Below are 13370 nucleotides of genomic sequence, written 5' to 3' on the forward strand. Positions count from 1 at the left end.
GCTCAACGAGGAAATCCGCCGGCGCACCTATGTCGTGCGCATCTTCCCCAATACCGAAAGCTGCCTGCGCCTGGACAGGGCCTTGGCCGTCGAGACCAATGAAAACTGGATGGAGGCCAACCGATACATCAATATGGACGACCTGCGCGAGCACAAGAAGCTCGCTCTGCGCCAAGCCGCATGACCAGCATCATGGCCGCCCCATTTTGCAGAACTTGACGCACACAACCGTGGTGCGCTTCCACATTCGATCGTCGCAGTCTGATCGCACCGAACTCGATGCTGCTCGAGCAAAATGGTGCGGCTCTGACATGGATCAGGGCGAGCAGGCGACGGCTGCGCAATAAGGCACCGCGGTTTGGCATCCGCCGGAATTGGAAATCGGGGCTTGCGATGAAATTCGGCAAAGAAATCGTGCTTCTAAGCCTGTTCGCATTCGCGGCTTTGGTGGCGGCTGGCGCTGGGGTGGATGAACCCTTTCGCCAGCATATGTGGGTCTTGTTCTTCGCCTTGGCTGGCTTCACTGCGATCCTACTGCGTAACACTGAGTTCAAGCCTGCCGCTCCGATCGACCCGTCCGCTTACATGGACGGGCCAATCCGCTACGGCGCCATCGCCACCATGTTCTGGGGTGTGGTTGGCATGGTGGTCGGGGTGGTCATCGCGCTGCAGCTTGCCTATCCCGATCTCAACATCCAGCCCTGGTTCAACTTCGGCCGCTTGCGGCCTCTGCACACCTCGGGCGTCGTCTTCGCCTTCGGCGGCAATGCGTTGCTTTGCACGTCTCTCTATGTCGTCCAACGCACATGCCGCGCTCGGCTGTTCGGTGGCGATCTCGCCTGGTTCGTGTTCTGGGGCTACCAGCTCTTCATCGTCATGGCCGCGACAGGTTATCTGCTCGGCATCACCGAGAGCCGCGAATATGCGGAACCCGAATGGTATGTCGACATCTGGCTGACCATCGTCTGGGTCGGCTACCTGATCCTGTTTCTGGGCACCATCCTGAAGCGCAAGGAACCGCACATCTACGTCGCCAACTGGTTCTATCTTTCCTTCATCGTGACCATCGCGATGCTGCATGTGATCAACAACCTGTCGATGCCGGCCTCCTTTCTCGGCTCCAAGAGCTATTCCGCATTTTCCGGAGTCCAGGACGCCCTGACGCAGTGGTGGTACGGCCACAATGCCGTCGGGTTCTTCCTCACCGCCGGCTTCCTCGGCATGATGTACTATTTCGTGCCCAAGCAGGCCAACCGGCCGGTCTATTCCTACCGCCTGTCGATCGTCCATTTCTGGGCAATCATCTTCCTCTACATCTGGGCCGGGCCGCATCACCTGCACTACACCGCCCTGCCCGATTGGGCGCAGACGCTCGGCATGGTGTTCTCGATCATGCTGTGGATGCCGTCATGGGGCGGCATGATCAACGGCCTGATGACGCTGTCGGGCGCCTGGGACAAGCTGCGCACCGATCCCATCATCCGCATGATGGTGATAGCCATCGCCTTCTACGGCATGTCGACCTTCGAAGGCCCGATGATGTCGATCAAGACGGTCAACTCGCTGTCGCATTATACCGACTGGACCATTGGCCACGTCCATTCCGGCGCACTCGGCTGGGTCGGCATGATCTCGTTTGGCGCAATCTACTTCATGGTGCCGAGACTCTGGAACCGTGAACGCCTCTATTCGCTCAGGCTCGTCACCTGGCATTTCTGGCTGGCGACGCTCGGCATCGTCGTCTACGCCGCGGTGATGTGGGTGTCCGGCATCATGCAGGGCCTGATGTGGCGCGAATACGACGAGCAGGGCTTCCTGGTCTACTCCTTCGCCGAAACCGTGGCCGCTATGCACCCTTATTACATCATGCGCGCCATCGGTGGGGCCATGTACCTCTCCGGCACCCTGATCATGGCCTGGAACATCGCCATGACCATCCTCGGCTACCGGCGCGAGCAGGATCCGATGCCGCGCTCCACCCCCGCCCTCCAGCTTGCGCGATGATGAGACAGAAAATGAGGTTGATGAACAGACACGCGGTCATCGAGAAGAACGCTACACTTCTCCTCCTCGGGTCGCTGCTGGTCGTGACAATCGGCGGCATCGTCGAGATCGCGCCGCTCTTCTATCTCGATAATACGATCGAGAAGGTGGAAGGCATGCGCCCCTACTCGCCGCTCGAACTTGCCGGGCGAAACATCTATGTCCGCGAGGGCTGCTACCTCTGCCACAGCCAGATGATCAGGCCGTTCCGTGACGAGGTCGAGCGCTACGGCCACTACAGCCTGGCGGCCGAGTCGATATACGACCACCCCTTCCAGTGGGGATCGAAGCGCACCGGACCGGATCTCGCCCGCGTTGGCGACCGGTATTCCAACCTGTGGCACGTGGATCACCTGACAGATCCACGGTCCGTGGTGCCGGAATCGATCATGCCGAGCTATGCCTTCCTGAAGGACAAGCCGATCGCGGTGAAGGACTTCTCGACGCATCTGGTCGCCAACAGGCGCGTCGGCGTCCCTTATTCCGACGACATGATCGCCAACGCCAATGCCGATTTGATGGCGCAGGCTGATCCCAACGCCGACACATCCGGCCTCGAGGCCCGCTACCCCAAGGCCAAGATCGGCGACTTCGACGGCAACCCGCAGCAAGTCACCGAAATGGACGCGCTGGTTTCTTATCTCCAGATGCTGGGCACGCTGGTCGATTTCAAGAACTACGATGAGACCGCCGGCTACCGCTGAGGACAATGGCCATGACGTACAATTTCATGCGGGAAATTGCCGACAGCTGGGGCCTACTTGCCATGGCTCTTTTCTTCATCGGATCTGTTGCCTTTGCAGTTCGTCCCGGAAGCCGCAGGCAAGCCGGCGAAGCAGCTCAAATTCCTCTGAAGGAGGACTGATCATGAGCAGCGATCACATCGACGAGGTTTCCGGCATCTCAACCACCGGTCATGAGTGGGACGGCATCCGGGAGCTCAACAACCCGCTTCCGCGCTGGTGGGTCTGGACGTTCTACATCACCATAGTCTGGGCGATCGGCTACACCATCGCCTATCCGGCATGGCCTCTGCTACACACGACAACCAAGGGTGTGCTCGGCTATTCCAGTCGCAACGATGTCGGGAACGAGTTATCCAAGGCTGAAGCAGCCAAGGGCAAATATGTCGCCGCGATAGAAGCGAAAAGTGTTTCGGAGATCGCGGCGGACGACACGCTGCGCGAATTCGCCGTCGCCGCCGGCGGTGCCGCGTTCAAGCTCAATTGCGTGCAGTGCCATGGTTCCGGCGCCCAGGGCTCCAAGGGCTTCCCCAACCTTAACGACGACGACTGGCTGTGGGGCGGCAAGGCGGACCAGATTCAGCAGACGATCACCCATGGCATTCGCTTCGCCTCCGATCCGGATACGCGCCTGTCGGAAATGCCCGCCTTTGCCGACATCATCACCGCCGACCAGATCAAACAGGTCAGCGCCTACGTCGCCAGTCTGTCGGGGGCCGTCGTCAATCAAGCATTGGTCGCGCCGGGCGCAAAGGTCTTTGCCGAAAACTGCGTGGCCTGTCATGGCGACAATGCAAAAGGCAACAAGGAACTCGGCGCTCCAGATCTGACCGACGCCATCTGGCTCTACGGGTCAGGCGAAGCGGCCATCGCCGCCCAGGTAACCGCACCGAAACACGGCGTGATGCCGGCCTGGGGCGCGCGCCTCGGCGAGATCAAGGTCAAGGAACTGGCGGTCTACATCCATTCGCTTGGCGGCGGAGAATAGGAAAGCAGCCTATTCTCGTCCTCCCCCTCCCGCCAAGCGACGAGGCCCGGCGCAAGCCGGGCCTCGGCATCATCCAGAACCGATGAGTCGGCTTCCGGCGAAATCGTCGCTGGTGACTGGAGCTTCTCGTGCTCGATAACACGCAAATAGAACGGATCGAACCCACGACGTTCAACTCCGCCAAGGTGCGCCAGCCAATGTATGCCGCGCGCAGGAAGATCTTCCCGAAGCGGGCCTCGGGCAGCTTTCGCCGATTCAAATGGATCGTGATGGCGATCACGCTCGGCATCTACTATCTGACGCCGTGGCTGCGCTGGGACCGCGGTCCGTTTGCCCCCGACCAGGCGGTGCTGCTCGATGTCGCCAACCGGCGCTTCTATTTCTTCTTCATCGAGATATGGCCCCAGGAATTCTACTATGTCGCCGGCCTTCTGGTCATGGCCGGCGTCGGTCTTTTCCTGATCACATCGACTGTTGGCCGTGCCTGGTGTGGCTACACATGCCCACAGACCGTATGGGTCGATCTGTTCCTGGTCGTCGAGCGCGCGATCGAGGGCGACCGCAACGCACGCATCAAGCTCGATGCCGGTCCTTGGACCACTCGTAAGCTTGTGCTGCGGGCATCGAAACACGTCATCTGGCTGGTCATAGCCGCAGCGACTGGTGGCGCATGGATCTTCTATTTCGCCGATGCGCCGACGCTGCTCGGCGAACTCTTCACCGGCACGGCAGCGCCTGTCGCCTACATCACCGTCGCGGTCCTGACGGCGACGACCTACACGTTTGGCGGGCTGATGCGCGAACAGGTCTGCACCTATATGTGCCCATGGCCGCGCATCCAGGCAGCCATGCTCGACGAGAGCTCGCTCACCGTCACCTACAATGACTGGCGCGGCGAACCGCGCACGCGTCACGCCAAGAAGGTTCTTGCCGCAGGGCATCCCGTCGGCGATTGCGTCGACTGCAATGCCTGTGTCGCCGTCTGTCCGATGGGGATCGACATACGCGACGGTCAGCAACTCGAATGCATCACCTGCGCGCTCTGCATCGATGCCTGTGACGGCGTCATGGACAAGCTCGGCAAAGCGCGAGGACTGATCTCCTACGCGACGCTCTCCGACTACAACNGCCTGTGACGGCGTCATGGACAAGCTCGGCAAAGCGCGAGGACTGATCTCCTACGCGACGCTCTCCGACTACAACGCCAACATGATGCTGGCCACCGCCGGCGGCGCCAGCTCGGTCGATCCATCACTGGTCAGGACGGATGACGGCCTGTTTTCGGACAGGGTGGCGCATTTCCATATCCGAAAGATCTTCCGGCCACGCACCTATGTCTACATGGCCATGTGGTCGCTGATCGGCCTGGGTCTGCTCTTTTCGCTGCTCACGCGCGACCGGCTCGAGATCAACGTCTTGCACGACCGCAATCCGCAATTCGTGACGCTGTCGGACGGCTCAATCCGCAATGGCTACACCGTCAAGCTTTTGAATATGATCCCCGAGCCAAGAACGATCGTCGTCGCCCTTGGGGGTTTGCCGGGCGCAGAAATGAGCATCGTTGGCGTCGACCTGCCGGCCGCCCGCTCGTTCGCGGTCCAAGTTGAACCGGACCGGCTGAAGATGCTGAAAATTTTCGTGCGCCTGCCTGCAGATCAGATCCACAACGAAGCGCAGACCTTCACATTCCGGGTCGAAGACAAGGTGAGCTTCGAGTCCAACGAATATACAGCCACCTTCAACGCGCCGGAGATCGCCAGATGAGCGCCACCACGCGAAAGCCACGCGAATTCACCGGCAGGCACATGCTGGCCATCATCCTTGCCTTTTTCGGCGTGGTCATCGCGGTCAACCTGACGATGGCGACGCTTGCCAGCACAAGCTGGACCGGCCTTGTCGTCGAAAACACCTATGTGGCCAGCCAGCAATTCAACAAGAAAGCCGAGGAAGGGCGCGCGCAAGCAGCCCTCGGCTGGACCGGCAAGCTGACCATTGCATGGGGCGAAGTCCGCTATGGCCTCACCGACGGCGCAGGCAAGCCGGTTCCCTTGCATGGCGTGAAGGTGCTGTTTCGCCATCCCGCCTACGAGAAGGAGGACGAGTCCGTCACGCTCGCCCCCGCCTCGGGCCAGGAGTTTACAGCACAGCACATGCCAAGGGACGGTGTGTGGATCGTCGAAATCGACGCCGATGCCGGCCTGGCCAGACCGTATCGCGACGTGCGCAGGATCATGATCTCCCATGGAGCGCTGCAATGAGCTGTTGTGCACCCGGTGCTGAAATGGCGTTGGATCTCCACACCGACACATCCGTCCTGCCGTCCAGCCAGGAAATCAGGCTGGCCAGCCGATCGCTTGGCGATGATCTCCATCAAACCGATCTGTCGGTACCGACGGTTCATTGCGGCGCCTGCATCCAGACCATCGAAACGGCGTTGGGAAAACTCGATCACGTCGAGGCCGCTCGCGTCAACCTGTCAACCAAGCGGGTCTCGGTCCGCTGGCGCGGGGATGAAGTCCCGCCTTTTGTCACTGTGCTCGGGCGCCTGGGCTACCAGGCGCATCTGTTCGAAGCCGACACCGATGCGAAGGACAAGACGCTTTCTGAGCTCATCCGCGCCGTCGCCGTCGCCGGTTTCGCGGCGGGCAACATCATGCTGCTTTCGGTATCGGTCTGGTCCGGCGCCGAAGGCGCGACCCGCGACCTGTTCCACTGGGTCTCGGCGTTGATCGCGATTCCTGCGCTGGCTTTCGCCGGCGGCATCTTCTTCAAGTCAGCCTGGAATGCGCTGCGTCACGGCCGCATGAACATGGATGTGCCGATCGCCGTCGGCGTGTCGCTGGCCTACGCCATGAGCCTCTATGAGACGATCACCCATGGCGACCACGCCTATTTCGACGCGTCGGTATCGCTGCTGTTCTTTCTCCTGATCGGTCGCACGCTCGATCACGTGATGCGGGAACGCGCCCGCACCGCCGTCAAAGGCCTGTCACAGCTCGCGGCGCGTGGCGCCATGGTGCTGCGCGGCGATGGCGCTCGGGACTATCTGCCGGTGGCCGAGATCGAACCGGGCATGCTGTTGTTGATCGCCGCCGGCGAAAGAATCCCTGTCGATGGCAAAATTGTGCGCGGGACATCGGACGTCGACTGCTCCCTGGTCTCCGGCGAGAGCACGCCCAGTTGCGTGGCGCCGGAAGACACCGTGCAGGCCGGCGTCCTCAACCTTACCGGTCCGCTGACGATAGAGGCCACAGCCGCCGCGAAGGATTCGTTCCTGGCGGAAATGGTTCGGTTGATGGAGGCCGCCGAAGGTGGTCGCGCCCGGTATCGCCGTATCGCCGACCGCGTGTCGGCACTCTACGCGCCCGTGGTTCATCTCACCGCCTTGGCAACCTTCCTGGGCTGGATGGCGGTGACTGGCGACTGGCACCGGGCGATGACGATCGCAATCGCTGTTCTCATCATCACATGCCCGTGCGCGCTTGGCCTCGCCGTTCCAATCGTTCAGGTGGTGGCCGCGCGGCGCCTGTTCGAAAACGGCATCATGGTCAAGGACGGCTCGGCCATGGAGCGCCTAGCGACGATCGATACAGCCGTGTTCGACAAGACCGCGACGCTCACGCTTGGGAAGCCACGGCTCGTCAACGCAGCTTCGATTGATCCCGCCATGCTGGTAATCGCTGCCGACTTGGCCGCGCATTCGCGTCATCCATATTCAAAGGCCATTGCCAGCTTTTCCGTCAGCAGCAGCCAGCACAAATTCGACGCGGTGACCGAGCACCCGGGTTTCGGGATCGAAGCCACAGCCGCCGGTAGCATCTGGCGGCTGGGTAGACGCGGATGGGCTGGCTGGAAGGCTCGAACCGGCGGCGAAGGCAAACATGGCTACGGCGGAACAGTCCTGACGAAAAACGGCATGATTGTCGCATCCTTCGTTTTCGAAGATGCGCTACGCCTCGACACCAGGGCAGCGATCGATCAACTGCGCAACGCTGGTATGTGCGTGGAAATGCTGTCGGGCGATACCGCGAAAGCCTGCGCCGAGGTTGCCGACATGCTTGGTGTCGATGACTTCGTTCCCTGCCTGCTACCGTCCGGCAAGGTTGAACGCATCGAGAGCCTGGCGAGAGACGGGCACAAGGTTCTGATGGTTGGCGACGGGCTCAACGACACACCAGCGCTGAGCGCCGCGCACGTCTCGATCGCACCCGCCACGGCCGCCGACATTGGCCGCAATGCAGCCGACTTCGTTTTTCTGCGCGAAAGCCTCTTGGCGATCCCGCTGGCGCTGGACGTGTCGCGCAAGGCGGGAAGCCTGATCCGACAGAACATAACAATTGCGATCGTTTACAATGCTGTGGCCGTGCCGATCGCCATTCTGGGTCATGTTACGCCTCTCATCGCGGCGGTCGCGATGTCTGCCTCGTCATTGCTTGTGATTGGAAACGCAATGCGTCTGCAAGGCTTCGCAACGGGTGTGTCGTCCGAAACAGCGCGGCAGGGCAGGCCCGCGCGGGCCGGCGCCTTGGCCCGATCTTCATGACGACGCTCGCCTATCTCATTCCGGTGGCGTTGTTCCTTGGCGCACTCGGCCTGTCCGGCTTCCTGTGGGCGTTGAGAAGCGGCCAGTACGATGATCTCGATGGCGCTGCGGAGCGCATTCTAATCGACCGCGACGACGGCGCGGAGAATCCTCCTCGTTCCAAGTGACTCAGATCAACGCGCCGCGGGTCGGGATGTCCTATCGTCGTCCGACGAAAGATCAGGAGGGTGAGGATGCAAGCCGAATCCATAATGACAAAGCCAGTCATCACGACGGATGCGAACGCGACGATCGCGCAAGCGGTCGAGCTCATGCTTTCAAACAAGGTCAGCTGCCTGCCGGTAGCAGACAGCGACGGCACCCTGATTGGTATTGTAAGCAAAAGCGACTTCTTGCGCCGAGAAGAACTTGGGACCCAGCGTGTGCGTCCGCGCTGGCTGGAGTTTGATCTTGGCCCGGGCACAGTCGCCAATGACTATGCGCGCTCGAACGGACGGATCATCCATCAGGTGATGACCACACCCGTCATCTCGGCGCCTCCTAGCGCCTCGATTGCAGATATTGTCGACCTGATGATGCAACATCGCATCAACAATCTTCCGATTGTCGATCGGGACAGGGTCATCGGCATCATCACGCGAACTGATTTGCTGCTTGTCCTGATCCGCGCCATGCCGAAACAGGGAACCACGCCACCCGATGACGACCTGATCCGCAAGGCTATCCTTGCCGAACTGCAGTCACAAACCTGGAGCGGTGGTGACTTGATCGATGTGAGGGTCAGCGACGGCCTTGTCGAACTGAAGGGGGCGATTGTCGACGAGCGTCAGCGGAAGGCAGCGATCGTTGCGGCTGAGAAGGTTGCCGGCGTCGGGCAAGTCAAGGACGGCCTCCTCCTCAGTACGGATCCGTTCGGTGAAGGTTTCATAGCTGCGGAAAAGGCGGGGACGCGGAGCAGAGTCCCTTTGGTTCTGCTCCCTTCCCACATCACTTGGACATGAGGCTGTCGGCGAGTTCCTTCGGCGTCTAGCGCCCGTCATGGGCGGAGAGCACGCTATCGGCAGCAAGATGCCCGTCCTGACGGAATGCGATGGCCGCTGCCTGTTTTGGTGGGGCTTGGACCGGCGCTTCCTGTGGATATGAAGAGCGGCCAATACGAAGATCTCGACGGCTCCGCCCAGCGGATCCTTATCGATCGGGAAGAGCCGCGAGGCTGAACCGGTTGGCGGCGCCCAACGACCGTGCGGATGCTGGTCGTCAGTCGACCGAGTCTTTGCTGGATTGCCTCGTCATGATGATATCGGCGCGCGTGCGAAGAACGGATCAGCCACAATACGTTGCCGAACCTTTGGCCAGTAGGGGCCCGCGATTGGGAAGCCGACTCATTCAGAATGCCTAGACATGCAAACGTTTTCACGGCAATCGACCACTCGACCGTGAACCCGCCGTTGCCGGGTTATCGAGCCTGGTTGATCCAGATCAGCGTTATCTCTTCGTCGGCGTGGTTTCATTGACCAGGCTTCCAACGGAGAACGCATGTCTATCGACGATGGGGAGATGAGCGGCAAACCGTGGGTGATTGCGATGCTTCAAGAGCGCTTCGTATCGCAGATAGCCGCTATGGCGGCACGCTGATGGCCGGCTCTGTCGACACATTCGACATCATTGTCGTCGGAGCTGGGCCGGTCGGACTTGCCTTCGCAGCATCGCTCGCCCTGAGCCGACTCAAGGTGGCAGTGGTTGAACGGCAGTCGATCGACAGCCTGGCGAATCCGGCTTTCGACGGTCGCGAGATCGCGCTGACGCACGCATCGGTGAGAATCCTTCGCGAGCTCGGCGCCTGGGACGCCATGCCCGCATCTGACAAATCACCGCTTCATGGCGCGCGCGTGCTCAACGGATCGAGCCCTTTCGCCCTGTGCTTCGATACTCGCAGCGGATCTGGGGAACCACTCGGATTTCTGGTCCCAAATTGTCGGATCCGCGATGCCCTGTTCAAAATTGTCTACTTCCAGGATCATGCCCGGCTGCTGTGCGGCAACTCGGTCGTGAATGCAACAACCAGCGACGACGAGGCGGTCATAACGCTTTCTGATGGCAGGCAATTGGCCGCTCGGCTGCTCGTAGCAGCGGATTCGCGTTTGTCCGCGATGCGCGACCTGCTCGGCATTGGCGCCAACATCCATCCGCTTGGCCACTCCATGCTGATTTGCCGAGTGAGGCACGAGCGCTTCCATCACCAGATCGCGGTCGAATGGTTCGACCACCATCAGACCATAGCGATGTTGCCGCTCATGGAAGGCGTGTCGTCGCTGCTTCTGACTTTGCGCTCAATCGAGGCCGATAGACTGTCTGTTCTCGATGACGAATTGTTCCTCATGGAATTGATGAACCGGTGTCGAGGACGCCTCGGGCAGATGACCCTGGCAAGCACCCGCCATGCCTATCCGCTGGTCACGACCTGGGCGCACAAGTTCTCGGCACCGAGTGCGGCACTTATAGGAGACGCTGCCATCGGCATGCACCCGGTGACCGCGCATGGCTTCAACATCGGCCTCAGCGGCCAGAAGCAACTCGCTCATAAAATACTGACAGCATGTCGCGCCCGCCGCGACATTGCCGATCCCGACATGCTCGGCAGATACGAAAGCCGGCTGCGGCTGTCGGCGGCGCCGCTCTATCATGCCACCAACATGCTTGTCGGTCTTTACTCAAGCGAGCACCCGGCGGCACGGCTTGCAAGACATGCTGGGCTCCGCTTTGCCCAACATCTTCCCTTTGTCCGCCATGGCATTTCGGCCATGCTCAGGCGGTGAATCGCACAGAGCGCTACCGCTCTGGAGCGCTGTCTCGGCGCGGCTTCTTTGTCTTGCTGGCTCGCAGCGTCGCGGGCAAGGCTGCTTCCTGGTGACGTTGCCGATCATGGCATGATTCGGATCAAGGCACGCGCGCGGGCGAAACCTTGATGATTCGGCAATGCTAAGCCAAAGGTGTGACCCGAAGCATGGTGAGCGCACTGGTTACCCTCGCTGGGTAGTTAACCCGTCCTTCAGTGGGCTTGCATAGGTTTGGTCCTCGCGAACAATGACGGAAGCAAGCTGGTCCATTCATGGCACCCCTAAAGAAAGAAGAATCGCTGGAGGCCAAAATCCGTCAGGATCAGCTTGCTGACCTGAGGGCCGGGCTCTTCGTGTCGATGCCGATAAGCGCGATCCTGTCAGGCCTGATTTGCGGGGTGCAGGCCCTTTCTGGCGGCGGCTTTGCCGCTGCAAGCTGGTTCCTGGTCGTCAATGCGCTAAATGCCGCCCGGCTTGCACTCGCCCGTTTTCAGCTAAAGGAAACGGGGCGCCATCAGGATTTGCTTGGCGTTTTGCCGCGCCTTCGCATGTTTGGCGTCCTTGCCCTTCTGGCAGGGTTTGCCTGGTCCTTCCCGGCCGTGCTGACTGTTGGATACACAACACCTCAAGCACCGATGCATCTGGTCATACTGGCGGGCATTTCAGCTGGTGCGGTTACATATGGCAGTTCGTATGCCGCGGCGGCGACCAGCTTCATCACACCTCCACTCCTCATCACGGTGGCGTGCCTTTTGGCGAAAGGCAATTTTGAACGCTACATTCTGGCTTTCACCGTTCTGCTCTTCATGGGCGGCTTGGTCCGAGCTTCGTTTGTTGGGCAGGCGCGCTTCCGCGAAGCAAGCCGCCTGAGACATGAGGCAGAGCGACTTGCGTCGGAAATGGAGCGCAACTCCAGGGAGGACCATTTGACCGCCCTTCTCAACAGGCGGGGCCTTGAACACGCCATCGGTCGGTTCAAGACCGCGGATGGCCCCTTCGTGGCAATGCTGATTGATCTGGACGGCTTTAAATCTGTCAACGACACCTACGGTCACAGGACCGGTGATGAACTGCTTGTCATGATCGCCCGCCGCATAGAGCAGGAAGCACCGGAAGGCTCAACGCTAGCTCGTATCGGCGGCGATGAATTCGTGCTGGTTTTTCCCTCAACGAGAGCTTCGCTTTCTGCCAGTGATCTCGCCTCCAATATCATAGCCAAAATTGCTCGCCCCTATGTCGGGGTCGCGTCCGTGCGCGTCGGGGCATCGATAGGGATATACTTGGCGCAGACGTCGAGCCTGACTGAAATGCTGTTGCGGGCCGATATCGCCCTTTATACGGCCAAGCGCCATGGCAGGAACGAATTTTGCCTGTTCGATGCCGAACTCGACCGGGAACTCCAACGCCGCCAGTCCATCGAACGGGACCTTCATTCGGCGATAAAGACGGGAAGATTGCAACCTTGGTTCCAGCCGATCGTGAAACTCGACACCGAGGCCGTGGTCGGTTTTGAAGCCTTGCTGAGATGGTCCCATCCGACACATGGTGCCATCTCTCCACCCGAAATCATCACAGCCGCACGCGAAACCGGAATGCTTCAGCTGCTGACGCAAACCGTATTCGCCGACTGTTGTGCTTTTATCGACGGCTTGGTGAAAGCTGACTGTCGTAACATTCGTGTGGCGATGAATGTTTCCCCGCGCGAACTGGAAGCCGGCGATATCGACGACATGGTTCTGGATGGTCTGGCCGCAAGAGGCCTGCCTGCGACGATGTTCGAAATCGAGATTACCGAAGAATCGCCGGTGGATCCGGACAGAGTGGATGAAAAGCTCGGACGGCTTTCGCATGCCGGTATTTCCATCGCGCTCGACGACTTCGGCACCGGCTTTTCTACCTTGGCTTCTCTCAAGGACCGTCGGATACGCAAGGTGAAAATAGACCAAGGCTTCATTCGCGGCTTGGCCAAGTCCCGAGAGGACCGACTGCTTGTCAAATCCGTCATCGAACTCGGTGACATGCTCGGGATCGAGGTCATGGCCGAGGGCGTCGAAACAGAGGCGGATCGGCAAACCCTGCACAAGCTTGGTTGCCGAACCGCTCAAGGCTTCCTCTTCTCCAAGGCTGTGCCTTTGATGCAAGCACTGGAAATGGCAGTCAAACAGTACGCGAACCAGTTGTGACCGCTCCCGCAGCGCCCGCTGTCGCGGCCGTGC

Annotated in this window: 12 protein-coding genes and 1 pseudogene; all 13 read left to right on the top strand. The window is 60.4% G+C overall.

Annotated features, from left to right (window positions below; translation table 11 throughout):
- On the top strand, positions 1-184 hold a 184-nt coding region (locus tag X751_RS01000000164390), incomplete at its 5' end, for a transposase (RefSeq protein WP_032893299.1).
- 209 nt (positions 185-393) lie between these two features.
- The gene (ccoN, locus tag X751_RS137060) at positions 394-2004 is read left to right on the top strand and encodes a cytochrome-c oxidase, cbb3-type subunit I (protein ID WP_023746198.1); all 1611 of its coding nucleotides are present in this window, start codon (positions 394-396) and stop codon (positions 2002-2004) included.
- A gap of 11 nt (positions 2005-2015) precedes the next feature.
- Positions 2016-2747, top strand: a complete 732-nt coding sequence (ccoO, locus tag X751_RS137055) for a cytochrome-c oxidase, cbb3-type subunit II (protein WP_023716338.1) — start codon at positions 2016-2018, stop codon at positions 2745-2747.
- 11 nt (positions 2748-2758) lie between these two features.
- Positions 2759-2908, top strand: a complete 150-nt coding sequence (locus X751_RS0134445) for a CcoQ/FixQ family Cbb3-type cytochrome c oxidase assembly chaperone (RefSeq protein ID WP_023707015.1) — start codon at positions 2759-2761, stop codon at positions 2906-2908.
- A gap of 2 nt (positions 2909-2910) precedes the next feature.
- The gene (ccoP, locus tag X751_RS137050; RefSeq protein WP_023707014.1) at positions 2911-3774 is read left to right on the top strand and encodes a cytochrome-c oxidase, cbb3-type subunit III; all 864 of its coding nucleotides are present in this window, start codon (positions 2911-2913) and stop codon (positions 3772-3774) included.
- A gap of 128 nt (positions 3775-3902) precedes the next feature.
- Positions 3903-5538, top strand: a pseudogene (ccoG, locus tag X751_RS01000000164395) (cytochrome c oxidase accessory protein CcoG).
- Positions 5535-6032, top strand: coding sequence for a FixH family protein (locus X751_RS137045; protein ID WP_023746199.1), 498 nt, complete (start codon positions 5535-5537; stop codon positions 6030-6032). The pseudogene ccoG and the gene X751_RS137045 overlap by 4 nt, the downstream one beginning before the upstream one ends.
- Positions 6029-8317, top strand: coding sequence for a cation-translocating P-type ATPase (locus X751_RS137040; RefSeq protein ID WP_023746200.1), 2289 nt, complete (start codon positions 6029-6031; stop codon positions 8315-8317). Before X751_RS137045 ends, X751_RS137040 begins: the two co-directional genes overlap by 4 nt.
- A complete protein-coding gene (ccoS, locus tag X751_RS137035) occupies positions 8314-8484 on the top strand; it encodes a cbb3-type cytochrome oxidase assembly protein CcoS (RefSeq protein WP_023697810.1) in 171 nt (56 codons plus the stop codon). The genes X751_RS137040 and ccoS (X751_RS137035) overlap by 4 nt, the downstream gene beginning before the upstream one ends.
- A 66-nt stretch (positions 8485-8550) precedes the next feature.
- On the top strand, positions 8551-9318 hold the full coding sequence (locus X751_RS137030) for a CBS domain-containing protein (RefSeq protein ID WP_023707010.1): 768 nt from the start codon (positions 8551-8553) through the stop codon (positions 9316-9318).
- Between the two features lie 138 nt (positions 9319-9456).
- Positions 9457-9534: a cbb3-type cytochrome oxidase assembly protein CcoS gene (ccoS, locus tag X751_RS1000000168225; RefSeq protein ID WP_023689415.1), complete on the top strand. Its 78-nt coding sequence runs from the start codon at positions 9457-9459 to the stop codon at positions 9532-9534.
- A 417-nt stretch (positions 9535-9951) separates the two neighbouring features.
- Positions 9952-11133 carry a 5-demethoxyubiquinol-8 5-hydroxylase UbiM gene (gene ubiM / locus X751_RS137025; RefSeq protein WP_023746201.1) on the top strand — a complete coding sequence of 394 codons (1182 nt, stop codon included), beginning with the start codon at positions 9952-9954 and terminating at the stop codon, positions 11131-11133.
- A 293-nt stretch (positions 11134-11426) separates the two neighbouring features.
- Positions 11427-13337 (top strand): bifunctional diguanylate cyclase/phosphodiesterase, encoded by a 1911-nt coding sequence (locus X751_RS137020; protein ID WP_023746202.1) that lies wholly within the window; start codon positions 11427-11429, stop codon positions 13335-13337.
- The last annotated feature ends 33 nt before the right edge of the window (positions 13338-13370 follow it).

Origin of the sequence: Mesorhizobium sp. LNJC394B00 (assembly GCF_000502555.1) — a bacterium.
Taxonomy (GTDB): domain Bacteria; phylum Pseudomonadota; class Alphaproteobacteria; order Rhizobiales; family Rhizobiaceae; genus Mesorhizobium.